This is a genomic window from Brevibacterium limosum, from assembly GCF_011617705.1.
Lineage (GTDB): Bacteria > Actinomycetota > Actinomycetes > Actinomycetales > Brevibacteriaceae > Brevibacterium > Brevibacterium limosum.
Genome location: NZ_CP050154.1, coordinates 2565146 through 2589630 on the forward strand (window position 1 = coordinate 2565146; position 24485 = coordinate 2589630).

19 protein-coding genes are annotated in these 24485 nt (G+C 65.7%); 8 read left to right on the top strand and 11 right to left on the bottom strand.

Translation table 11 applies throughout. The features are described from left to right. Positions 1 to 81 precede the first annotated feature (81 nt). Positions 82 to 444, top strand: a complete 363-nt coding sequence (locus GUY37_RS11600) for a metallopeptidase family protein (protein ID WP_166825763.1) — start codon at positions 82 to 84, stop codon at positions 442 to 444. Positions 445 to 459: 15 nt separating this feature from the next. Here GUY37_RS11600 and GUY37_RS11605 read toward each other — a convergent pair whose 3' ends face one another. From GUY37_RS11605 to GUY37_RS19425, 3 genes are read right to left on the bottom strand one after another with little or no spacing between them, the layout of a single operon-like run. Next, positions 460 to 1917 carry a DUF5719 family protein gene (locus tag GUY37_RS11605; protein ID WP_166825766.1) on the bottom strand — a complete coding sequence of 486 codons (1458 nt, stop codon included), beginning with the start codon at positions 1915 to 1917 and terminating at the stop codon, positions 460 to 462. Continuing rightward, the gene (locus GUY37_RS11610) at positions 1914 to 5018 is read right to left on the bottom strand and encodes a glycosyltransferase family protein (protein ID WP_166825769.1); all 3105 of its coding nucleotides are present in this window, start codon (positions 5016 to 5018) and stop codon (positions 1914 to 1916) included. The genes GUY37_RS11605 and GUY37_RS11610 overlap by 4 nt, the downstream gene beginning before the upstream one ends. Further along, the gene (locus tag GUY37_RS19425) at positions 5015 to 5455 is read right to left on the bottom strand and encodes a WhiB family transcriptional regulator (protein ID WP_319803259.1); all 441 of its coding nucleotides are present in this window, start codon (positions 5453 to 5455) and stop codon (positions 5015 to 5017) included. Before GUY37_RS19425 ends, GUY37_RS11610 begins: the two co-directional genes overlap by 4 nt. A gap of 348 nt (positions 5456 to 5803) precedes the next feature. Here GUY37_RS19425 and GUY37_RS11620 point away from each other — a divergent pair, with 348 nt between their 5' ends. The 5 genes from GUY37_RS11620 to GUY37_RS11640 are packed head-to-tail and all read left to right on the top strand — an operon-like array spanning position 5804 to position 9387. Next, complete coding sequence (locus tag GUY37_RS11620; protein ID WP_166825772.1) at positions 5804 to 6931, top strand: coenzyme F420-0:L-glutamate ligase; 1128 nt, start codon at positions 5804 to 5806, stop codon at positions 6929 to 6931. A gap of 44 nt (positions 6932 to 6975) precedes the next feature. Beyond that, a complete protein-coding gene (locus GUY37_RS11625) occupies positions 6976 to 7668 on the top strand; it encodes a hypothetical protein (RefSeq protein ID WP_166825775.1) in 693 nt (230 codons plus the stop codon). Continuing rightward, complete coding sequence (locus GUY37_RS11630; protein ID WP_166825777.1) at positions 7656 to 8426, top strand: CoA transferase subunit A; 771 nt, start codon at positions 7656 to 7658, stop codon at positions 8424 to 8426. Before GUY37_RS11625 ends, GUY37_RS11630 begins: the two co-directional genes overlap by 13 nt. Positions 8427 to 8438: 12 nt before the next feature. Next, positions 8439 to 9101 (top strand): 3-oxoacid CoA-transferase subunit B, encoded by a 663-nt coding sequence (locus GUY37_RS11635; protein ID WP_166825780.1) that lies wholly within the window; start codon positions 8439 to 8441, stop codon positions 9099 to 9101. A gap of 34 nt (positions 9102 to 9135) precedes the next feature. Beyond that, a complete protein-coding gene (locus tag GUY37_RS11640; RefSeq protein ID WP_166825782.1) occupies positions 9136 to 9387 on the top strand; it encodes a hypothetical protein in 252 nt (83 codons plus the stop codon). 85 nt (positions 9388 to 9472) lie between these two features. Here GUY37_RS11640 and manA read toward each other — a convergent pair whose 3' ends face one another. The 8 genes from manA to GUY37_RS11680 all read right to left on the bottom strand — a co-directional run bounded on the left by manA (position 9473) and on the right by GUY37_RS11680 (position 20819). After that, positions 9473 to 10792: a mannose-6-phosphate isomerase, class I gene (gene manA, locus GUY37_RS11645; RefSeq protein ID WP_166825785.1), complete on the bottom strand. Its 1320-nt coding sequence runs from the start codon at positions 10790 to 10792 to the stop codon at positions 9473 to 9475. A 285-nt stretch (positions 10793 to 11077) separates the two neighbouring features. Continuing rightward, a complete protein-coding gene (locus GUY37_RS11650; RefSeq protein WP_166825788.1) occupies positions 11078 to 13873 on the bottom strand; it encodes an NlpC/P60 family protein in 2796 nt (931 codons plus the stop codon). 265 nt (positions 13874 to 14138) lie between these two features. Beyond that, positions 14139 to 15659 carry an LCP family protein gene (locus GUY37_RS11655; protein WP_166825791.1) on the bottom strand — a complete coding sequence of 507 codons (1521 nt, stop codon included), beginning with the start codon at positions 15657 to 15659 and terminating at the stop codon, positions 14139 to 14141. A gap of 332 nt (positions 15660 to 15991) precedes the next feature. Further along, a complete protein-coding gene (locus tag GUY37_RS11660; protein ID WP_166829688.1) occupies positions 15992 to 17140 on the bottom strand; it encodes an acyl-CoA dehydrogenase family protein in 1149 nt (382 codons plus the stop codon). 38 nt (positions 17141 to 17178) lie between these two features. Then, positions 17179 to 17706: a 5-(carboxyamino)imidazole ribonucleotide mutase gene (gene purE, locus GUY37_RS11665; protein ID WP_166825794.1), complete on the bottom strand. Its 528-nt coding sequence runs from the start codon at positions 17704 to 17706 to the stop codon at positions 17179 to 17181. A 118-nt stretch (positions 17707 to 17824) separates the two neighbouring features. Further along, positions 17825 to 19027, bottom strand: coding sequence for a 5-(carboxyamino)imidazole ribonucleotide synthase (locus GUY37_RS11670; protein WP_166825796.1), 1203 nt, complete (start codon positions 19025 to 19027; stop codon positions 17825 to 17827). Positions 19028 to 19041: 14 nt separating this feature from the next. Then, on the bottom strand, positions 19042 to 20151 hold the full coding sequence (locus tag GUY37_RS11675; RefSeq protein ID WP_228278158.1) for an alkaline phosphatase family protein: 1110 nt from the start codon (positions 20149 to 20151) through the stop codon (positions 19042 to 19044). 80 nt (positions 20152 to 20231) lie between these two features. After that, on the bottom strand, positions 20232 to 20819 hold the full coding sequence (locus GUY37_RS11680) for a DUF5998 family protein (protein ID WP_152347832.1): 588 nt from the start codon (positions 20817 to 20819) through the stop codon (positions 20232 to 20234). 80 nt (positions 20820 to 20899) lie between these two features. Between GUY37_RS11680 and GUY37_RS11685 the strand changes: the two genes are divergently transcribed. Together GUY37_RS11685 and GUY37_RS11690 are read left to right on the top strand one after the other, a co-directional pair. Beyond that, a complete protein-coding gene (locus GUY37_RS11685) occupies positions 20900 to 23572 on the top strand; it encodes a bifunctional acetate--CoA ligase family protein/GNAT family N-acetyltransferase (protein WP_166825802.1) in 2673 nt (890 codons plus the stop codon). Positions 23573 to 23848: 276 nt separating this feature from the next. Beyond that, entirely contained in the window at positions 23849 to 24403 is a 555-nt protein-coding gene (locus tag GUY37_RS11690; RefSeq protein WP_166825805.1) for a TetR/AcrR family transcriptional regulator, read from the top strand. The last annotated feature ends 82 nt before the right edge of the window (positions 24404 to 24485 follow it).

A 24485-nucleotide genomic window follows, 5' to 3' on the forward strand; every position in this document is an offset into this window, starting at 1 on the left:
GCTGACACAGTCCCACACTCTACACGCCGCGGCCCGCCGATTCGCTCAGGCACGGCGGCCCCACACGTAGAATGAAGTGCTATGAGACCAAGGCGACATCGCGACCGACATGGGCGGGGTCTGCGGTCACCGATGCACCGGGCCGAGGTGCCTGCGCGGCTGAGTCGGGCGGAGAGCTTCGCCAAGGTCGCAGCCGCCGAGTTCGCCCGGATCCGCGGACGCGAACCCGATCTCCTCGCGGAGGTGGTGCTGGCCGTCGATTCCGTCCCACCGGCGAGCTCGACCGAACCGAGCTTCGGTCGCGTCTTCCCGGCGGCCGGGAGCCGCCCGACCCATATCGTCCTCTACCGGCGGGTCATCGAAGACCACGCCGGCAGCGAAGCCCGGGATGCGCTCATCGCCGAGGTGGTTGCCGACCAGGTCGATATCCTCCGCCGCACCTGAGATGGGCCGCGGGAGTCAGCCGAGGCGGATATCCCGGTAGGCCACACCCGCCGGGGCCAGTGCCGGAACGACAGTGGAGATTCCGTCCTCAGTGGTCACGACCAGAGTCGCATGCACCCCGTCGGCCTGCGAACCCGAAGCCTGGGATCCCTTGAGGACCAGCGCGCGCACCGAGTCGTCGGAGACGTCGCTCGGGTTGAACACGGTCGTACCCGTCGGGTTGAGATCGATCGATTGCGGATCGGTCAGCGAACCGTCGTCGAGCATTCCCTGCACCTGCACATGCCCCTGGCCGGGTGAGAGATGCAGGGAGGACTCACCGGTGCGCGGCAGCGCCATGAGCTGGGTCTCGGCGAGGGAGTCGGTGGACGGGATGCTGCCGAAGTCGCCGGCTCCCTTCTCGCCGTCCTTGCCGATGAAGGCACCCGCCTGGATGCGTCGCGGCGATTCGACGACGAGGCTGGTGGCATCGAGATCGCCGAGTTCGGCTTCGGCGACGCCGCGGCCGACCACGGTCATCGAGGAGCGGGGAATGTCGATCTCGCCGTCGGGACCATAGGCCTTCAGCGAGACCTCGGCGAGATCGCTGCCCGGGTTCGCGACCCGCACTCGCACATCCCTGCCGCTGAGTCCGGTGAGCACCTGCTGGCGGTCGGCTCCGGCGCCGCCGGCGGCGAGGTCGATGCCCTGCGGTCTGAGCCCGTCGAGGACGGTCTCCTGAATGGAGCCGGCAAGGACTCCGCCGTCGACGGTGACGTCGACGGCCAGGGCTTCGGCGCCTTCGGCCAGGCCGCCCAATGGGACGGCACGCTGCTGACCGGCCTTGATGCTCAGTTCGGTCGGCTCAGCAGATTCGCCGCCGGGTGTCATGAGGTCGACCTTCGCTTGGACGGGGACGTCTCCCGGGTTGCTCAGCAGCAGCTGCGAGTTCGAGCCGGTGTCACCGGACCCGGCGACGATACGGAAGCTGCTCGAGGCCTGGGCACAGGTGAGCGCGGCGAGTCCCGTGAGGTCACCGGAGCTGCCTTCGACGGTTTCGAGGCCGGTCGTCAGGGCCGGTGCGCCGGGACGGGCGAAACCGGTGACGAGCTTCGTCGAGTCGATGCTGTCGTCTCCGGAGACGAAGCCCTGACCGGCGGGGTTGTCGAAGTCGACCGAGCCGCCGAGGTCGGCGACCTGCAGGCGGGCCGATGAGGTCGATCCGTCTGCGGCGCCGATCGGCGCGGAGGCGGAGACGACGCGGGTCGAGACCTTCGAATCGTCGACGAACTCTGCGTCGGTGCCCTCGGCTTCTCCTGCTGTGAGCAGGGGCCCGGGGCAGACGACGCGGGTGTCGGCGGTGGGCATGCGCACCTGTTCGGGACTGCGATCCAGTGTGCCGGGGGTCAACGGGGTGAGGAACGAGGTCATGGCCACGAGCACTCCGGGCACGGCGATGGCCGCGAACGTGACGATGCTGCGCTGATGCTTCATGCTTTCGCCTCCTCACGGCCGGATTCGGTCGTCTTCGCGCTCCCTGCCCGACCGAAGGGAATGGCCACGATGAGGCTGAGCAGTCCGAACACCCATCCGACGATGACTCCGACCGGATAGAACGGTGAGTTCAGTGAGATCTCGACCGTTCCGCCTGCGGCGGGCAGGTCGAATTCGCTCGCCCACGCCTCCTCACCGGGTTTCGGCTGCGGCAGCGGCTCACCGTCGATGCTCGCGGTGATTCCGTCCGCTGCATCGGCGATGGTCAGGGTCCGGCCCTCCTGGCCGGCAGGCACCTTCGCAGTGGTGCCCTTCATCGCCGCTGTGGACACCTGCCCTTCGGCATCGCGGATGAGGAAGCGGCCGCTGTAGGGCTTGTCGACCCGCCACAGCTGTCCCGACGAGGTGGGTCCGACGGGCAGCAGCCCTTCCGAAACGGACACGGAGTTCGTCAGGCTCCCGGCGTTCTGGCCGACGAGGACGAAATCGACACCGAGTTCGCCGAGGATGCTCCCGAGGTCACCGGCGTCGTCGGCCGAGAGTGCGGACGCGGCCTGGGCCACGAGCACCTGGTCGGAGGTGATCGGCAGGGGGCGTCGCTGCCACGGCCACCCTCCGACGGTCTCGGCCGAGGTCACGGTCGATGTGCCCAGCACTGTGCCGTCGGCAGAGGAGATGAGGGTTGCCAGGACCTCTCCGTCGACATTGTCCAGACGCAGAGTGCGCGCCTGGGTCGCGCCTTCTGCACGATCGGCGGCCAGGGCGGGGACGTTGCTCTCGGAGGTCGCGGTGACCGCATCGTCCGAGGTCGCGGCCTGTCCGCCTCCGATGGCGATGGTCCCGACGGCGGCCACGGTGACCAGCCCGACGAGGCCGCGCATGGGCAGCCGGCCGGAGGCGGCGGAGCGTCCCTTGGCCGCAGCCTTCGCCGTGCTCGCGCCGACGGTGCCTCTGCGCACGGATCGTCGACCGGCGGTGCGATCGGCACCGAGGGACAGCAGCAGGATCGACCCGAGACTGACCAGGGTCAGCCCCGCTGCCGGATACGAGCCGATGAGGTGGAACGGCCCCGTCTGGGCGGGCAGATGCACTTGAATCGCGGCGAGGATGAGTCCGCCGAGGTAGAGACCGACCGCCCAGGTCAGACGGGAGAGTTCGAGCCTGGCTTCGATGAGGGTGAAGAAGGCCAGGATGAGCATCGGCAGTACGAGGACCGGAGCCCAGAGCTGGAGGATGCCGGCCGAGACATGACCGAGGCCGAGGTCGGCGATGAGCTCCGCCAGCCAGGACATGTCGATCGGCGTGGGGAACCCGACTGCCAGCAGGTACGTCGGAGCCGATTCCGCGGCCACGGTCTGTCCGGGCATCGTCAGGAGGGCTCCCGGCTCGCGGACCACGGCCCACAGCCACGGCCATCCCAGGAACACGGTCGGGGCCAGCAGCCACAGATGGTGCAGACCGCGGCCGGCTGCCAGCAGCACCACGGTGCCGAGGACTGCGACCGGCAGGAGGAGCGGAACCCCGGCGGTGATGACGAACAGCAGCAGGCCCGTGCCGGCTGCCGCGGCGATCGATCCGGCGGTCAGGCTGCGGCGCAGAGTCAGGGCCACCAGCGGCGCACAGATCCAGACGAGGACCACACCGAGGCGCCCCTCCGACAGTGCGGCCGTGAACAGCGGAGAAGCGATCCACAGCAGAGCGGCGAAGCCGCGCACCGACCGTCGCGCAAGTACGCTGCCGGCGCCCGCATACGCGGCGACAGCGGCCAGAATCGGTGCCGCCAGCAGCAGGGAGCGGACCATGACGTCGACATGGCCGAAGAAGAGGAGGGAGAGGACGCCGGTCACGAGGTGGTAGGGGTCGGCCGGCACGGCCGAACCTGTCGAGACATCGAGGTGGCGGCCGAGCAGGCGATCGAAGATCTCACCGAGACCGAGATCGGTCGACCCCAGGGCACCGCCGTCGAGATGGCCGGGGCCGAAGAGTCGGTAGCTGATGAAACCGCTCATCACCACGGCTGCCAGGATGACATAGGTCAGAGGTGCGCGGAGCAGGCTCGAACCGCCGGAGATCTCCAGGCGGGAGAAGGAGTCGATGGCCTCCTCGGTGTCGCCGACCGGGTTGAGCTCGGCATCGGCGTCAGGCCCGCCGGTGGGAACCTCTGCCGGACGCGGGTCTTCGCTCTCACTGCTCATCGTCCGGCGTTGGACGGCGAGTTCATCGTCGTCGGCGTAGAGCGCGGCGACGTGGGCGGTGCTCGATCGTTTGGCTGCCTTGTTGCGGCGGGCGTTGGCGCGTCGCAGCGGGGCAGTGGTCGACACATCGGCGGGAAGGCCGAAGAGCGCGGAGAGATGCCACCCGGCAGGACGGAAGTTGTTCGCCAGCAGCTCTCCGCCGATGCGGCCGAGGTGGCCGAGGGCGAGGAGGGAGAACAGAGAGAACAGCCCCTGTCCGGCGAGGCTGAGACGGTAGCGCTGTTCGGTGCGGATCTGTGTCTGCGAGGTCGGCGGATGGGGTGAGGAGCCGAGACGGGCGGCGGAGGCCGAGGAGATCTCCATCCGAGCGCGTGGAGCCAGCAGCACACGGGCACCGAGGTCTCGGAGACGACGAGTGTATTCGAGACCGGAATAGGCGGGACCGAGCACCCGGGAAGGTGCTCCGATGCGCTCGAGCTCGGTGGAGGCCAAGAGCAGGCCGGGCAGGTCGAGACCCAGCGTCTCGATCTGGCTGTCGCGCTGTCCCTGGTCGATTTCGCCCGAGCCGACAGGGTTGAAGCGTTCCCCCGCCGAGGTCGTGCTCACTCCGGCGGAGACGATGCGGTCGGAGCACATGAGCTTCGGCCCGACGGCGGCGATGGATTCGGTCTCCCCGATGGCGTCGAGCAGCTCATCGAGGCAGTCGGGTTCGGGACGGGAGTCAGGGGTGAGGAACCACAGGTAGTCCGATTCCGCGATCTCCGGCATCTCGCCGGCATCGCGGACCGTCCGTCCCCCGAGATCCACCACGGGGATCTCGGGGAAGCGCGGACGAAGAGCTGTTTCGAGCTCGACCTTGCTGGCATCGTCGCCGGAGACGACGACGATGGTGACGGCTGGACTCACACGACCTTTTTCTTGAGCCGGCGGCGTTCGCGTTCGGACATTCCACCCCAGATGCCGAAGCGCTCATCGTTGGCGAGAGCATATTCGAGGCATTCGGAACGGACGTCGCAGGAGGCACAGACACGTTTGGCTTCGCGAGTCGATCCGCCCTTCTCTGGGAAGAACGCCTCGGGGTCGGTCTGAGCGCAGAGGGCTTGGTCCTGCCAGGACAGTTCGCCGTCGTCTGCGGCGCCCAGGAGCAGCGACAGCGGCGAGACGGCCGAGTTGTCCGTCGGCAGCGGTGTCAGATCACTCGGGTCGACGGCCAGCGGATCGGGCAGCGTCTCGGGTGTACGCGCGCCCGGTTCGATGAACCAGTCTTCGGCACGGCGGGAAGTGACTCCCGGTGCGGCGGCGAAGTCTTCTCTCTCCCGCCATTCTCTCTGTGCACTTTGCACGGTTTTCCCCTTTCTCACGCTCGAGCAGGTCCGTTGCCGTGACTGAGCCGATCAGTCCGATGTACGGTCGAATCCACAGGATCCATGCTCGGCGCGTTCCCCTTTAGGTATAAATTACACGCGTGTCATTACCGCCCCGTCAAGCCCTCATGGAGTACTGAGATGACTCGTGAGACGCTATTCGAACATGCGTTCACATGCACACGCACTCAGAACCCATATATAGGCAATTCCCCTGCCGTCGGGCACAACCTGTGGGATTCGCCTGAGCAAACCCGAAGAATTTCGAAAGTGGGCGCCCCCAATGGGATTATGGAGGAATGAGAGTGGAATCACCGGTGACCCGGCATGAATGATCGCCTGCTCACCGTCTACGCGCCTCCCGTCGACGAGGAGATCGCGCCGGGTTCCGACCTCTCCGCGATTCTCATCAACGCTCTGCGGCGCAACCGCATCGACCTCAAGGACGGCGATATCCTCGTCGTCGCCTCAAAGGTCGTCTCAAAGGCCGAGGGCCGGATGCGCACGGTCGCCGATCGGGCCGAGTTCGAGGAACTCGTCGCGGAGACCGGCACCCACTTGGTCGCCGAACGCTCCTATCGTTCCGGCACCACCGTTCAGATCGTGCGCACCCCGGCAGGCACCGTACAGGCCGCGGCCGGTCTCGATCAGTCGAACTCCGGCGGTGCCGTCATCCTCCACCCGCGCGACAGCGACCGGTCCGCCGACGGCCTGCGCCGACGGGTGGAGCAGGCCTTCGAAGTGCGCATCGGCCTGGTCATCTCGGATACCAGTTCACGCCCGTGGCGGGTCGGGGTCGGCGATATCGCCCTCGGCCTGTCCGGATTCTCCGGCCTCGACGACCAGCGAGGCCGTCCCGACGACGACGGACGCGTCCAGACCGTGACCGTCCGCGCGATCGCCGACGAGATCGCGGCGGCCGCCGACCTGGTCAAGGGCTCCTCCCGCGGACTGCCGATGGCATTGGTCCGCGGGGCCGGCGGGTACCTCGACAACGGCCGCGAAGGTGCCCGAGCGCTCTCCCGCGACCTCGGCGAAGACTGGTTCCGCCACGGCCATGTCGAGGCCATTCAGCGCGGGCTGGGCGTCACCGACCCGCCCGGCAGCGCCCCTGCCGGCGACAACAGCGACGACATCCTCGAACGCGTCTCCCGGGCGATCCGCGTCGTCCGCGCCGGACAGTCGCGGACTCCCGGCCATACCGCGTGGCGGATGCGCATCGAAGGCTCCGGTTCACGGATCACGCTGAGCCCCTCGGACTCACCGGCCACCGCTCAGTCCGGCGGTCCCCCGCTGCTCGAGGCGATGGTCGGACTCGGGTCTCTCGTCGAACGTCTCCACACGGCACTCTTCGCCGAGGATCTCAGCGCCTCCACGCGCTATCACTGGGTCGATGGCGAGCTCGGGGCCTTCCCGCGCGGAGTGACTATCGACATCGGCCTCATCGTGCCCTGACCCACTCGACCGGCACCACCCGACGAACAATCATGGAAGCGGATATGGATCTCTCAGTCATCGCTCACACCGGCGGACCCGTCCTGATCTGGCGCGGGCCCGATTTCGATCGCCTCGATCTCACCGGCCCCGTCGTCTCGAATTGGGTGAATAAGGGAGTCGGTCTCTTCGGCGACTACGACCTCGGCCCGGACTTCACTCTCTTTGCTCCGCTGCCGGAGGGGCTGCACTGGCGCGAAGTCGTCGCGATTCTCAGCGTTCTGCTGGCCGGCGGCCGCGTCGTCATCGCGGCCGAACCGCCTGAAGAGGACTTCATGGCCATCGTTCCCTTCGGCCATGAGGACGATGACTCGGCGGCCGATGCCGACGAGGTCTTCGTCTTCAATCCCCCGGCCCTGGCACTGAGCACCCCGGTCGATTCCGACTTCATCGACGTCAACTCCGCCATCCGCGCCTACCCCGATGTCGCTGCGCGTCACCTCGACGCTTCGGGAATCCTCGAAATCGATGGACAGGTCATCGATTGGAGGCACTCCGAGGCGACCGACCGGGTCCGCCCGCAAGGACTGATCGCCTCGAACTCGACCCCGCTGCCGGTCGAGTGGCCGCGCTTTCTGCAGCACCTCCTCGGCGGTGGTGAGGTCCTGCTCACCAACAGAGTCGACGATGCTCGCATCACGGACCTGGCCGACGGACTGGGCGTGCTCCATGGCACACTGGGCACATGGACAAAGTAGTTGATACCCCCGCAGCAGCGGTGGCCGACATTGCAGATGGATCATCGATCGCCGTGGGCGGCTTCGGTGTCGTGGGCGTGCCTGAATTCCTCATTCGGGCGCTCCAGGACCAGGGAGCCAAAGACCTCGAGGTGATCTCGAACAACGCCGGAGTCGACGGCCGCGGACTGGGCATCCTGCTCGCCGACGGACGCCTCCGCCGCATCATCGCCTCCTATGTCGGCGAGAACAAGGAATTCGCCCGCCAGTACCTGTCCGGCGAGCTCGAGGTCGAACTCACCCCGCAGGGCACCCTGGCGGAGAAGCTGCGCGCCGGCGGCGCCGGGATACCGGGCTTCTACACCATCACAGGCGCAGGCACGCAGGTCGCCGAAGGCGGCATGCCGTGGAAGTACGACACGGAAGGCAACGTCGTCAAGGAATCTCCGGCCAAGGAGACGAAGGTCTTCGACACCTTCGGCGAAGAGGAGGAATACGTCCTCGAGAAGTCGCTGGCCCCTGACTACGCACTCGTGCGCGCCGCGATCGGCGACCGCCACGGCAACCTCGTCTTCCACTCCTCGGCACGGAACTTCAATCCCCCTGCCGCGCAGTCGGCTCGCATCACCATCGCCGAGGTCGAGAAGCTCGTCGAACCCGGAGAGATCGATCCCGACGACGTCCACGTGCCCGGAGTCTTCGTCCACCGAGTGGTGCCTCTGACTCCGGAGCAGGTGGCCGACAAACCCATCGAGAAGCGCACCGTCCGAGAAGCCTGAGGAGACACAGAAATGTCATTGACACGCAATCAGATGGCGGCTCGTGCCGCCCAGGAACTCGAAGACGGCAGCTACGTCAACCTCGGCATCGGCATGCCGACGCTGGTTCCGAACTTCCTGCCCGAGGGCGTCCACCTCGTCCTCCAGTCCGAGAACGGCCTGCTCGGAGTCGGCCCCTACCCGACCGAGGAGGAGATCGATCCCGACCTCATCAACGCGGGCAAGGAGATCGTGACGATGAATCCGGGCGCCGCCTACTTCGACTCGGCGGCGAGCTTCGGCATGATCCGCGGCGGCAAGATCAACGCCGCGATCCTCGGCGCCATGCAGGTGGCCACGAACGGCGACATCGCGAACTGGATGATCCCGGGCAAGATGGTCAAAGGCATGGGCGGTGCGATGGACCTCGTCCACGGCGCCCAGCGCGTCATCGTCATCATGGACCATGTGGCCAAGGACGGTTCGCACAAGCTGCTGGGGTCCTGTGACCTGCCGCTGACCGGAAAGGGCGTCGTCGAACGCATCATCACCGATATCGCGGTCCTCGACGTCTCGGGTGATTCCTTCACCCTCGTCGAACTCGCCCCGGGCGTCACCGTCGACGAGGTCAGGGACAAGACCGGCGCCGAGGTGATCGTCCCGTCCGAGGTGCCCACCATCGAGGTCGCCGCCTGAATTCCAGGCTCATAAACCTACTCACAGTCGAACAGTGGTCGCGTTCGGATGCGCTGAAAACTCAGAAGCATCCGAGCGCGATCACTGTTCTGTGTTCGGCCGCCAGCGCACGCCAGCATTCGCCGACGCCAAACGCCGGATCCGTCCGTCAGAGGAGCCGGACACTGCTCGACAGGCTGGAACACTGATTGTTGGGTCGATCCACGGTGGTTTCATCGAAGAAATCACCGTGGATCGACCCAACAATCAATATTCAGGGGTCCTGCACTCCGGTTCGCAGGGGTGAGTCAGCAGACGAACTCAGCCGCCGGTGGTAGCGGACAACGCGTGCTCAGCGGCAGCCTGCCCCGGTGGTAGCGGACAACGCGTGCTCAGCGGCAGCCTGCCCCGGTGCCCAGTCCGGTGGTCGCCACGAACAGATCGCCGTGGCCGTCTGCCGTCACCGTCGGTTCGTTTGCCGCGATGAACGCGCTCTGACCACGCTCGAGGGTGAGCGTCGAACCGAGCGAGCTGAGCGTGACAGTTCCCGCGGTGCACAGCACGATCGCCGCGCCCCGCCGCTCCACCGTCGTCAGACGCGGGCACCGCAGCGCCTGCAGAGCGAAGTCCTCGGTGGGGCCGCTCAGCATTCCTGCGCGGTCCGGTTCGACCATTCGCGGCGCACCCGCGTGGAAGTCTGTGATCTTCGACAGCTGCTCGATGTCGACGTGTTTCGATGTCAGTCCGCCGCGCACGACGTTGTCGCTCGAGGCCATGATCTCGATGCCGGTGCCGAAGAGGTAGGCGTGCAGCACCCCGGCGTCCATCGTCAGTGCCTCACCTGGCTGCAGGTGGACGCGGTTGAGCATGAGTCCGACCAATGCGCCCGGATCGTGGGGGTAGTCGGTGACGAGTTCGCAGAACGTCTGCGCCGGGTCGACTGCGCTGCCGGCTCGGCTGACGTGCCCGATGGGCAATTCGTCGATTCCGTGGACGGCCACCTCGTCGACGAGCCCGGGCGTCCGCGGGTCGCTGAGGATGATTTCGACGGCGCGCGAGAGCGCCTTGGACTCGCTGAAGGACTTCAGGGCAGCGATGATCGCCCCGAGGACGTCCAACGACGGCGGCGTCAGAGGCTGGGAGAGCATCCGTTCGAACGTCGCCCGCACGGCCTTACGAGGGCGGAAGCCCGTGAGCGCGTGGAAGTCCGTGAGCGCGTAGATGAGCTCGGGTTTCGCCGAGGCGTCCTTGAAGTTGCGATCGGGTGCGTCGAGGGCTGGTCCCGCCTCCTCCTCGGCGGCGAAGCCGACGCGCGCCTGTTCCCGATTCGGGTGCACCTGGATCGACAGGGCTTTGCGGGCAGAGAGCACCTTGAGCAGGAACGGCAGTCGAGCGCCGAAGGAATCGAGGGAGTCGTGACCGAGCAGGCCCTCCGGGTCCCCTGCCAGGTATTCGATGAGGTTGGGTCCGAGCCGACGCTCCGTCTCGGTCGCCACGCCGCCCGTCGACTCCTGCTCGCCGAGGCGGTTCTGCCGTTCCAGCGGAGCCTGGGTCCGCGCGTGGCCGACGTCGAGGCGAGAGGGGCTGACCGGGTGGGCTCCGAGCCAGAGTTCCGCGCAGGGGGTGCCGTCCGGAACAGTGCCGAGGATCGCGGGAATCGCGTCTGTGCTGCCCCATTCGAAGTTTTTGACCGTGTTGTGCAGACGATGCACTGCGGGCCCCCTTTTAGACAGGATCGAGTCGGATTCACTTCCGGTGAGTTCCGGCTGTGCTCCGTCCAGCCTAATCCCACCGTCACTCGCGGAGCTGGCACTTCACTGACTGTTCAGGCGAAGTCATCATCTGTTCACCGCTTGTCACCTGGGCGGATGCATTCTGCTCGGTAAGCACCGCTCGCAGAATCGTCCGGAAAACCCGACAATGCCCCGAGGACGATCCGCAGTGGGATCGTCCTCGGGGCACTGTCTTTCTGTACGCCCTGTCCTCGATGCCGGCTGTCAGCCGACTACGCGGATGACCTTGGCTCCACGGTCGAGCATCCAGCTGTAGCTGCGCTTCGTGGTGTTCGTCCGGGTCGAGCCTGCATCGTACATCTGACCCTTGGTCTCGGAGATGATTCCGATATGACCGGGGATCCAGATCAGGTCGCCTGCCTTGGCGTCCTTGAGGGAGATCTCCTTGCCGGCGTAACGCTGCTGACTGGTTGTGCGGGGCAGTTTGACGCCGTTCTTGCCATAGACGTACTGGGTATAGCCCGAGCAGTCCCAACCGGACTTCGGCGAGGTGCCGCCCCAGACGTACTTGACGCCCATGTGAGCCTTCGCCTCCTTGATGATGGATGCACGCTGAGCCGCAATCTTTTCGGCCTTGGTCGGCTTGTCCTTCTTCTTGGAGTCGTCCTTTTTGGAATCGTCCTTGGACTTATCGTCCTTCTTGGAGTCATCCTTCTTGGAATCGTCCTTGGACTTGTCGTCCTTCTTGGAGTCATCCTTGGACTTGTCATCCTTCTTGGAGTCATCCTTGGACTTGTCGTCCTTCGAGTCCTTGTCGTCTGCAGAACCTTCCCCGGAGTCTGCAGGCGACTTGTCATCGGTGGACTTGTCTCCAGGTGGTGTCGTGCCGCCCGGAGCATTGTCGTCGCTGACTCCGCCGGCGATCGAACCCTTGGCGGAGAACTCGGTGGTTCCGTAGCCTTCGGCCCAGACGAGACGTGCTCCCTGGAAGAGCTGCTCACCGCGGCCCTTCTTATAGACCACGTCCGACTTGGGGTAACCGAGGTGACCCTTGACGGTCCCCTTGTCACCCCAGTACTTCATGATCACGCCGGAGGTGTAGTGGGCGCCGGTGTCCTTCGACCAGTAGAACGAGCCCTTTTCGAAGCGCTGCGCGGCGCCCCCGCCCTTGAGGCCGCCCTTCTCCGCAGAGGTGGGCAGCCCCAAGTCGGTGACTGCATCGCCCTTGTATGCCGAAGCGATGGCTCCGGACAGGTGGTAGGCGCCGGTCTTCTTGGACCAGTAGACGGTGCCCTTCTCGAACTTCTGCGCCTTGGCGCCCGAGACGCCCTTGACGTCGTATTCCTTGCCGAGAGCCTTACCGAGCTTGTTCTTCTCGGCGTACTTCTCGATCGAGGTCTTCGCCTTCGGCTTCTCGGTCTTCTTGTCGTCGTCCTTCTTGGAGTCGTCCTTCTTGTCGCTGGGCTGTTCGCCGGTCTTCAGAATCGAATTGACCGTCGAGCGCATTTCGCCCAGCTTCGCGTAGAAGGCATCGCCCGGGCAGTCGGTCTGGCCCAGGTCGCGGTGTCCGACCAGGTTCGACTTCGTCGCCTTCGAGATTCCGTTGAGGGAGAACTTCCAAGCGATCGCCGAGGCGACGGCATCGCGAGTCTTCTTCGGCGGAGCCGCACTGTTGTAGGTACCCAGCACGGAGATGCCGAAGGTACCGGTGTTGTGTCCGGCGACGTGGGCACCGATGACGGCCTTCGAGACGTCACCGCCGCGGGCGTGCCAGAGGCGACCGTACTTGTCTGCGACGACGTTGTATCCGATGTCGTTCCAGCCGCGGCCCTGCTGGTGGTAGGCCTGGATACCGCGGATGATTCCGGGAACGTCGGCAGCCGAGTAGCTGTTCGAGCCGGAGGTGTGGTGGACGACGGCCTGCTTGATGCCGCTGGCATAGTCGGGGCTGCCACGGTAGGCCTTGGCTCCCCACGAGCTGCGCGAGCCGATCTTCGGCTTCGACACCTTCTTCGCCACGGTATCCACCGTGGACGACCCGGGCACGTAGTTCTGGTTGGTCACCGTCGCACCTGCGGCCGCGTCCACATTCTCTGCAGATGTCGCTTCGGCGTCAGCCGAGTCCTCGGTCGACTGCTCCGGTGCGGATTCCGTCCCGGCGGAGTCGCCGCTCACCTGATCGTCGAGTTCGACAGGAGCATTCTCGGCGACGGCCTGAGCGTCACCGGCGTCCCGTTTCGGGTCGACCAGCACGAGTTCGGCCTCGCTCGGCGCGGAATCGCCGAGGATGCGCATCTGAACAGCGGACGCGTTCGACACCGTCATCGGCTCCGAACCCTTGTTCTGGGCTTCTTCCTGCTGCTCTTCGTCCAGGGTGTCCCAATTGCCCCAGTCCGATCCGTGCTTGATGCGGACCTGGATGCGGATATTGGACTTCGCCTGGGAGAACGTGAATCCGACGAGACTCGGATTGTTCTCGGGAACGTCGAGGACATCGGAGATGAGGGCGATATTCACTCCGTCTTCGGTCTTCTGACGGACCGAGCCGGAGATGTCGTCTTCGTCCTGAGTCTCCGACTCTTCGGACGAATCCTTCGCGCCTTCGTTCCCCGCATCGTCGGACTTCTCGTCGTCGGACTTCGGGTCCTCGTTGTCTGCGCCTTCGGCAGGAGCCTGCTCTGTCTCTGACGGAGCCGATCCCTCGGACGGCACGGCCTCGTCAGAGCCGGACGTCAGTCCGGCAGAGACGTTGTTGACCGAACCCGCAGATGCCGACGCTGACGCGTTGACGATATCGGGCACCTTGGCCGAGGCCAGCGCTGTCTGCGACTTGAAGATATTCGGCAGATTGCTCGTGGCGCTCTGGTTGGCGGCGGTGGCGGTGGAATCACTGGAATCGCGGGCGCCGGGGACGTTGAGTCCCTCTTTGCTGACGTTCAGCGCCTCTTTGGACACATCAGGCGACGTCGTGGCTGCAGAAGCCGTCGGTGCCGTGACCGCTAAGGTGCCGATCAGCGCAACGGAAGCGCAGCCCGCAACAGTGGGCAATAGATATTTCATCGTTACAGCCTTTTCGAGGAAGACAGGGAAGTTCAGGCCTCGAGGTCCCCTGCACCGTTGGCAGAACGGTGGGCAACCCCAACATCTCAAAATTGTTACACATTTTCGGCGTGTCAGACTAGCCACAGAGCAGAATATTCTAATTACACGAGTGTGGTTCCCAGTATTGGCAAGGGACACACCGAGCAAAAGAATTTCTCGGAATCGTCGTGGAATCGACCGATTCGGTCATTGACCTGATCACGACCGGTCCCACAGCGGTGCCTCAGGGCACGTAGCAGATCGCCTTTGCGTCGGCTTCGTCGCCGTTGTCAGCCGAGGTCTCGCCGGCACCCTGTGCCAGCAGCTGCGGCCCTGAACCGGAGTTCGGATCGAGTCCCGCATCGACTCCGGCAGCGGCTGACAGGTCGCCTCCGGGAACCGAGAACGCGCCTTTGTCCTCTTCGGAGGACTTCGACGACTCCTCGATCTTATCGGCTACCAGCTGATGTGCCACATCGAAGTCGGGATGCGACGGAGTGATGCGCGGCGGGGTGAGGTCGACGGATTCGATCTTCTGGGACTTCACCTTGAGTGCGAGGTCGACGAACGAGTCGACCTGAGACGACGGGATGTCCGTAGACACGGCCCCCGGGGTGGCCTTCGCGATCGACTGGTAGCGGGTGAGCACGGTCGCCGGCTCGAGCTGTTTGACCATCGCGGTCTGCACGCAGCGCTGACGAATCATGCGCTCGTAGTCGCTGGAGAACTCTCGGGACCGGGCGAACCACAGCGCGTGGAAGCCGTCGAGCTTCTGCTTGCCCGGTTCGATCCAGCCCTTGACCGGCCCGTGCTCGCCCGTGTTCGGATCGACCTTCGACGAGATCGGCACCCGCTTGCCGGAGACCAGAGTGATCCCGCCGAGGGAATCGATGAGGTTCTCGAACCCCTTGAGGTTGATCATCGCGTAGTACTGGACCTCGAGACCGGTGACACCCGAAACGGCGTCCATCGTCGCCTGCTCTCCGGCCTTCTTCGGGTCCTCGAACTCGTCCTTGTGCTGTTCGCCCTGTTGGAAGACAGCGTTGAGCAGGCATTCGTCTCCGCAGTTGTATCCCTGCGGGTAGTGCTTGTGCAGCGGGGAATCGTCCGGGAACGGCACGTTCTCCATATTCCGAGGCAGGCCGATGATGACCGATTTTCCGGTCTTCGCATCGATCGAGACCAGCGACAGCGAGTCCGGTCGGATTCCCGTCCGACCCTTTCCTGCATCCGAACCCAGCAGCAGGATGTTGTATCGGCCGTCGACGGGCTTGAGCGCCTGGCCCGAGGCGAACAGGTCGCTCATCAGACCGCGCTGGGAGTTGAGAATCGTCGTCCCCCAGGCCAGAGGGCCCACGACGATGAGCAGGAGGGCGCAGAAGGCCGCCACGAAGCGCTTGCGGGCCTTCCGGGAGATGGTGACGATCCGGATGCGGCGCAGGGTGTCGAACAGGCACAGCGCCCAGTTGATCGCGATGACGGGCACCCAGATGGTCAGAAAGGTGAGAATGAACGGGTTCGTGCCGATGGTGAACAGGAATGTGCGGCTGATGAGGACGATCGCTCCGGCAACCAGGGCCAGAATCCAGCTGATGGCGGTGATCGACAGTGAGATCTTCGCCCAGCGGCGATGACCGAACAGGAGCTGCACTCCCCCGGGGACGATGACTGTGACGAGCAGCAGGAGCCACGCCCGCACATCACGCGTCGGCTGCGAAGCATACGACGGGTGGCGGATCGGATCCACGTATCTCGTTTCGGCCACTGACTTCCCTTCGCTTCGGGCTCTGCTCACGGACTGCTGCTGACGTCGACATCCGCCGGGGATCACGCACAGGTCGCTTCGACTCATCGGGTGTCCACCGCAGACTACTGTGCCAAAGACAGTTCAGAGTCCACTGTGTTCACCTATTGTGTCGCGTGAGAACCGTCGATTCCGGCACATCCGCGCCGCGCATGTCGCATTCTTATGCCTGTGCGATTGTTCACAGGCAGACGAACGGGCACTGCAGACTCCCGTCAGGGAACCGACAGTGCCCGTTCGACACGGCCCGGCCGTCGTCGTACGCCGCCCGCAGCAGACGGCTCGAACCCGGCTCAGCCGAGGAGCTTGCGCCCCATCACCATCCGCTGGATCTGGTTGGTGCCTTCGTAGATCTGAGTGATCTTCGCGTCGCGCATCATCCGCTCGACCGGGTGGTCGACGACGTAGCCGGCTCCGCCGAGCAGCTGCACGGCGTCCGTGGTGATCTCCATCGCGGCATCGGAGGCGAATGCCTTCGCTGCGGCTCCGAAGTAGGTGAGGTCGTCGTCGCCGCGTTCGCTCTTGGCGGCGGCGGTGTAAGTGAGCTGGCGAGCAGCCTCGAGCTTCATGCCCATATCGGCGAGCATGAACTGGATCGCCTGGTTATCGGCGATCGATCTGCCGAACTGCTGGCGATCCTTGACGTAGGCCACGGCGTAGTCCAGGGCGCCCTGGGCGACTCCGACGGCCTGTGCGGCGATCGTGACTCGGGTGTGGTCGAGGGTGCGCAGGGCGATCTTCAGACCCTCTCCGGGCTCGCCGACGATGCGGTCGCCGGGCAGGCGCACATTGTCGAAGAGGAGTTCGCGGGTGGGTGAGCCCTTGATGCCGAGCTTGCGTTCCTTTTCGCCGAAGGTGAATCCCTCGTCCGACTTCTCGACGACGAAGGCCGAGATATTGCGTCCACGCGCTCCGTCGGGGTCGGTCACGGCCATCACCGTGTAGTACTCGGACTCTCCAGCGTTGGTGATCCAGGTCTTGACCCCGTTGAGGATCCAGTCGTCGCCATCGCGTTCGGCGCGGGTCTTCATCGATGCGGTGTCGGACCCGGCTTCGCGCTCCGACAGACCGTAGGAGAATCCTGCTTCGCCGGCGGCCACGGACGGGAAGTACTTCTTCTTGATCTCTTCGCTGCCGCCGAGCTGGACCGGCATGCTGCCGAGCTTGTTCACAGCCGGGATGAGCGAGGACGAGACGCAGCCGCGTGCGACTTCTTCGATGATGATCGACACTGCCAGCGCATCGGCTCCCATCCCCCCGTACTCTTCGGGAATGTGCGCGGCGAAGAAGTCCGTCTCGACGAGGGCGTCATGCGCTTCCTGCGGGTAGCGGGAGTCTGCGTCGACCTCGGCGGCGAACGGGGCGATCTTCTTCTCGACGACGTTGCGAACCGCGGCGCGGATCTCTTCGTGCTCTTCGCTGGGCTGGTAGAGGTCGAACATCATTCTCCTAAGACTTATCAAACGTTCAGCAAGGGCTATTATTCCTGCAGTGCCCGGCCTTTGTCGAGCGCCACCTGCCGCAGCTGGCCCCGGTAGTCGTCGAGACTGGAGCGCAGAGCCTCAGCTTCCGCCCCTTGGCCGGCCCCGAGGATGCGGGCCGCCAGAAGCCCGGCGTTCTTGGCGCCGCCGATCGAGACGGTGGCCACGGGGACGCCGCCGGGCATCTGCACGATGGAGAGGAGGGAGTCCATTCCGTCGAGGTATTTCAGCGGTACGGGAACGCCGATGACCGGCAGCGAGGTCATCGAGGCGATCATCCCGGGCAGGTGGGCCGCTCCCCCGGCTCCGGCGATGATCACGCGGATGCCGCGATCGGCCGCCGTCTTCGCCCACTCGATCATATCCTCGGGCATGCGGTGGGCGGAGACCACCTCGGCGCTGGATTCGATGCCGAGCTCAGCGAGGGCTTCGGCGGCGGCCTTCATCGTCGGCCAGTCCGAGTCCGAACCCATGACGATGCCGACCGGAGCCTCGGTCGGAGTGGAGCCTTCGTTCGCTGTGGTCATCTGTGCTTCCTTCGTTGCAGGCGGTTCGTTCCCGACGGTGCGGATGAGTTGCGGATGGTCCCCCGGCCGGATGGTTCCCCCAGCCCGGACGGTCCCGGGGTCACGATGGTTCCGGGGCTCAGTCGGTGCCGGAATCCCCGTCGGCCCGCAGGTCCTCCGGAGCAGGCATCTGCGGATGCGGATCGACATCGACACCGGCGATGAAGTCCGCGGCGTGCCGTGCTCGGGCGATCACGAGCTGCCGATCGTCGCCGTAGGCATTGACGTGGCCGACCTTCCGACCCGGGCGCACGCCCTTGCCGTAGAGGTGGACCTTGACGGCCGGGTCGTGGGCCATGACGTGCAGGTACGGCTGGTAGAGGTCCTCGTGATCGGCACCGAGGATGTTGACCATCACGGACACGTCCTCCCTCGCCGCTGGGCTGCCCAGGGGGAGATCGAGGACGGCGCGCAGATGCTGCTCGAACTGGCTCGTCACCGCCCCGTCCTGAGTCCAGTGCCCCGTATTGTGCGGACGCATCGCGAATTCGTTGATGAGGAAGCCCTCAGGTGTTTCGAACATCTCCATCGCCATCACGCCGGTGACCTCGAGGGTGCCGGCGACGGTGAGGATCGCCTCGGTGATGGCCCGCGCCTTCTCGGCAGGCAGATCGGGTGCCGGGGCGATCGCTTCCTTGCACACCCCGTTCTGCTGCCAGGTCTCGACGACCGGCCATACTGCGGTCTGTCCCATCGGGGAGCGTCCGACCATGACGGCGAGCTCCCGGGTGAAGTCGACCTTCTCCTCGGCGAGCAGCTGCGGCACCTCGTTCAGCCACTCGACGGCCTCTGCGAGGCTGTCGATGACGCGCACGCCCTTGCCGTCATAGCCGCCGCGCGGCGTCTTGAGGATGAAGGGGTAGCCGACGCGCGCGGCGAAAGCCTCGACATCGGCGGCCGAGGTGATCTCCGCCCATGCGGGGTTCGGCAGTCCCAGCTCGTCCATCTTCGTGCGCATCCGGATCTTGTCCTGCGCGAAGATGAGGGCATCGGGTCCCGGGCGCACGGCGTGTCCGGCCTCGACGAGGGCCTCCAGATGCTCCGGCGGGACGTGTTCGTGGTCGAAGGTGATGACATCGACCGTCTCGGCGAAGGCCTTGAGGGTCGGATAGTCCGTATAGTCGCCGACGGTCACCTCATTGATGACCAGGGTGGCGGGGGCGTCGGCGGTCTCCGCTAGAACTGAGAAGCGGACGCCGAGGGCTTCTGCGGCAGGTGCGAGCATGCGTGCCAATTGACCGCCGCCAATGACACCGATTCGAGGAAAAGTCACGTGTGCCATCCTAACGTGGGCAGTCAGACGAGGAGGAGCGGGATCTGCAGTTCCTGCTCCGTGGTGGAACCGTGGTGGCCGATGAGCGCCAGCGCCGAGGCGGATTCCACATCCGAATCCACCACGGCGAAGCCATCGGTGCAGATGACGAGGAAATCCCCGATCCGCGGATAGACGTGCGGGGCGACGGGGCCGAAGTAGCCGCGGGCGATCGCCTCGGATTTCGGCAGGATGAGTCCGCGGTCGCCGATCGTCTCCTGCCAGGCCGGAAGCACGTCCGTCTCGGCGCCGTCAGCGGCGTAGAGGTGCAGTGCTCGCGGTTCCCCGCCGACGTGGCGCAGACCAGCCTTGAGTTCCGGGGTCTCGGCGAGGTCGAGGCGGCGTTCGTGGTCGACGTCGACCATGCCGTGGTCGGCGGTGATCAGCATGGTCGTATCGTGCGGGAGATCGGAGGCGAGCCGGGACAGGGCGAGATCGACGCGTTCGAGCTCCTCGGTCCAGGCCGCGGAATCCGCACCGTGGACATGTCCGGTCTTGTCCAGGTTGCCCCAGTAGAGGTAGACGAGGCGACGGCCGGAAGCCTTCACTTCGGCCAGGGCCTGGGCGCAGCGTTCCTCCAGGGTCTTCGAGTCGCGGAACCTGCCGCCGCGCAGCGATGCCCGGTTGAGCCCGCGACCGGCGAATTTCCTCTCCCCGAGGCTGACCACATCGACCTCGGCATCGGTGAGCCGTTCGAAGATCGTCGCGTCGGGGACCCAGGCGATCGGGTCGACGTCGAGGTTCCACGTCAGCTGGTTGAATACCGCGTCCTTCTCCGGGTCGAGGACCCGGTAGCCGACGACTCCGTGCGCACCGGGCAGACGGCCCGTGGCCAGAGAGGACAGAGAGTTCGCCGTCGTCGAAGGGAACCCGGCGGACAGGGTCCGGCGCGTCCCGGCCTGTGACCGGAAGAAAGGAGTGTAGCCGCTGTAGCGGCGCAGCTGCTGCTCGCCCAGACCGTCGATGAGCACGACGATCGTCGCCCGGGACTCCCGGTCGAGCCCGAGCGCACGGGCCCGATCGGACATCGGCGCATCGAGTGCGTCTCCGGCTCCGAGGCCCAGCGCTGCGGCGGGCACGACGTCGGAGAGCATGGGGCCCGTATAGTTCGGAGGCCCCAACAGCACACTGCCGGGGTGAGACTGCGGCCCCTGCTGTGTTGAGTTCTCGCTCATCAGCGACGCGACCGCAGCCGAGCGTGGAAGACAGCGGCACGCAGTCTGCCGGCGAAGTCGGCCATGCGATCGACGGCGGCCTGCCCCTCGGCCTCGGCCGAGACCCGGAGCATGACATCCTCGGCGAAGATCGACCCGCCGTAGCCGTGATCGCCCATGCAGTTGGGGTCTCCGCAGGTCTCGGGGAAGGCTTCGATCCGCTTCGACGCGCCCCAGGACATCGTCAGCGAGACCTCGACGGGCTTGTCGCCGGGTTTGTAGGCGGCCGGATCGGCGAACGTGCGACCGACCATCACGGTGCCCAGGCGGTCGAGTTCGATGTCCTCGCTGCTCGTGACCGCACGAGGTTTGGATCCCGGCTCCGCATTCGGATCGTCATCGACATGCGCCAGCAGCAGCCGGGTCTCGGTGAGGACGAAGGCGGTGACATGCCGGTGGATGGATTCGATGTCGACATGAGTGTCGATGTGGACGAAGTGAGCCAGTACCGGTTCATCATAGAGCGAGTCGGCGAGTATGCCTTGAGTGAGCTGGGGATAGTAGCCGGCCGACTGCAGATCGTGAACGAGAACCTCGGGTAATGCCATGCCCACCATTGTGCCCCACTCCCCTGACACTTCCCAGCGAGGTCGGCCATATCCGGGCGCCTGACGCATATGCTGGAACCATGGAAGACTATCCTGCCGGGTGGGAAGCCGATGTCGTCCTCCGCGACGGCGGCACCGCCCATCTGCGTCCGATCACCCCTGACGATGCCGCTGCCCTGGCCCGCATGCACGAAGCCCAGTCACCGGAGTCCGTCTATCTGCGCTTCTTCGCTCCGCTGCCCCGGCTGCCGCAGCGCGACCTCGATCGTTTCGTCAACGTCGACCACCGGGACCGGGTGGCACTGATCATGCTCATCGGCGATGACATCATCGGCGTCGGTCGCTTCGATCGGATCAGTGACACCGACGCCGAGGTGGCCTTCAACATCGCCGATGCCCACCAGGGCCGCGGGGTCGGCTCGATCCTTCTCGAACACTTGGCCGCGGCCGCGCGCGAATCAGGGATCCAGCGCTTCACCGCCGAGGTGCTGCCCCAGAACCGTTCGATGCTGCAGGTCTTCCAAGCCGCCGGCTATGAGGTCTCCCGCGGATTCGACGACGGCGTCGTGGCCGTGAACTTCGACATCGATCCCACGGCACGGTCGATCGAAGTCCAGGCCTCTCGGGAGCACAGGGCCGAGGCCCTGAGCGTGCGCACGGTTCTCCATCCTGCCTCGGTGGCGGTGATCGGCGCCAGCCGCAAACGCAACTCCACCGGCCATCTGCTCATCCGCAACATCACGGCCGCGAAGTTCGCCGGCGACCTGTGGGTCGTCCACCCAGAAGCCGATCAGATCGCCGGAGTCCAGGCGTATCCGAGCCTCGACGACCTGCCGGGCAAAGCCGACCTCGCCGTCATCGCCGTGCCGGCCGAGTCCGTCACCGAGGTGGTCAAGGACTGTGCCGTGCACGGGGTCAAGGCCGTACTCGTCATCTCCTCCGGGTTCGCCGAGACCGGCCCCGAAGGCGCCGAACTCCAGCGCCGCATGGTCGCGACCTCCCGCGCCTACGGAATGCGCGTGGTCGGACCGAACTCCTTCGGTCTGGTCAACGAGGCCGCCGACATCTCGCTCAACGCCTCCTTGGCCCCGTTCCTGCCCGCTTCGGGAACGCTCGGACTGTTCAGCCAGTCCGGGGCGCTGGGCACCGCCCTGCTTGCAGCGGCGAAGAATCGCGGACTGGGCGTTTCCACGTTCGTCTCCGCCGGCAACCGAGCCGACCTCTCCGGCAACGACCTCCTCCAGTACTGGGAGGAGGATCCGGCCACGCAGACCGTCGGCCTCTATCTAGAGTCCATCGGCAACCCGCGCAAGTTCTCGCGCATCGCCCGCCGTGTCTCTCGCGTCAAGCCCGTCGTCGTCATCAAATCCGACCTCACGGGCCGGGAGCTGCCGCCGGGGCACATCGTGCGCACCTCATCACTGGCTCCGAACACCCTCGACCAGGTGCTCGAGCAGGCGGGAGTGATCCGCGCGGAGACCATCCACCAGCTCTTCGACCTCGCCCAGGTGTTCTCCACGCAGAAGCTGCCCGCGGGCCGGCGAGTCGGAGTCATCGGCAACTCCGCGGCGATGAGCACCCTGATCATGCAGCGCGCACGCTCCGAGGGTCTCCGCGTCGACACCGACCCCGTGTCCCTGCATCCCGAGGTCGATGCGGAGACCTTCCGGACCGAACTCGATGCGATGTACGAACGTGACGACGTCGATTCGGTCATCGTCACCTTCACTCCTTCGACCGGTGCGGAAGAGACCGAGATCGCCGGACTGCTGTCCGAATCCGCGGCACGCTCCGGAAAGACCACGGTCGCCTGCTTCCTCGGCATCCACGGTGTCCAAGACGAGCTGACCTCGTTCCTCACCGATTCGGACGGCGACCGGGTCTCCCACACCGTCCCCAGCTACATCGGTCCCGAAGACGCCGTATGGGCTCTGGCCCGGGCCACGGACTACGCCCGCTGGAGGGCGGCCGATCATGGTCGCTACACCGAACTCGACGATATCGACGACAAGCAGGTGCGGGCGATCATCGACTCCGCCCTGGAAGGTGCGCAGCCGGGCGCGCCCGTCCGGCTCGAACGCGATGACACCCGGGACCTGCTCAGCGCCTACGGCATCGAGGTGCTTCCCTATATTGCTGCCTCCTCGGTGGAGGAAGGCATCGCTGCGGCCGAGAAGATCGGCTATCCCGTCGCACTCAAGGCCGTGACGAAGGTTCTGCGGCACCGGATGGAGCTCGGCGGTGTGAGACTGAATATCGATACTCCCGAGGAGCTGGTCGAGGACTTCACCGCAGTCCAGGAGACCATCCGGCAGCTGGCCGGTGAGGAGGAGCCGCTCGTCGACGTCCAGGCCATGGCCCCGCACGGTGTGCCCTGCGTCCTCCGCGCCGGAGAGGACCCGCTGCTCGGTCCGCTGCTGGCGTTCTCACTGGCGGGAGACACGACTGAGCTGCTCGGCGATGTCGCTCATCGGGTCGCCCCGATCACCGACAAGGAGGCCGGGGACATGATCCGGTCGATCAAGGCCTCGCCCAGACTGTTCGGCTATCGCGGTCTGCCGCCGATGAACATCGAACCGCTGCGCAATGTGCTGGAGAGGCTCGCGGTGCTGGTGGAGAATCATCCGCAGATCCTCGAACTCGTCATCCATCCGATGGTCGCCACGGAGACCGACGCGCATGTGCTCAGTGCACATGTCGACCTGCTGCCCGACCCGACTCGGATCGACGGAACCCGTCGTCTGCTGAGCTGAGACCATTCGAGAAGAGACCCGCTGAGCTGAAAGGAGAATCCACACCCGCCGCAGGCTGTCTTCGAATTTCAACGACCGAGCGCCAGATTGGCGCGTCCTATACCAATTCGCAGACTTGACGGGTAGTGTCTGTATCCGTTCACCACGAAATGTTATGAATTCGTGTTTTAGTGAGTGGCCGCTCCGGCGGCCGCTGTCTGTGGCCAGTCACTGGCCATCCACCGTCCCAGGCGTCCGCGCTCCGCGGGTGTCCCATGAGAGCGAGGCCTCACAGTCATGATTTCGCGCAGAGACGTCGTCACCGACTCCGCGATCGCCGTAGTCGCCGAACAAGGAGTCCGCGGACTCACCCACCGGGCAGTCGACGCGCTGGCCGAACTGCCGGTGGGGTCGACTTCGAATGTCTACCGCACCCGCGATGCCCTGATCACCGGAATCATGGAGCGCATCGGAGAATTGAACTCCCAGCAGCTCGAGCGCCTGCCGGAGCTCATGCGTACTCCGGGCGCCGATCCCATCGAAGTCGCCGTCGACTTCTGCATGAACTGGCTGACCACCGACCGCAACCGGTTCTACACGATGATGATGCTCAGCCTGGATCCGGCGCTGCCGCCCGAGGCCGTGATCGCCAAGGAGAAGAACCTCCGGGCGATCAAGGACTTCATCATGCGCTTCGCCGGCATCGACGCGGAGTACGCGCAGCGGGTCAACAGCTCTGTCGCCGGCATGATGTTCAGCGAACTCGTCGCTGGCACGGCGGATCGTTCGCGTGTCGAGGCCTACCTCAAGGAGTTCTTCCAGTGGCTGCGCGGCAGCCGCGAAAGCGCCTGAGCTCCGACACGGACCCTCCGGAAACGCCCGATTGAGCAGGAGTTCGCAAATCGAACGCTAGAATCGACGGGTGCCCTCCCCC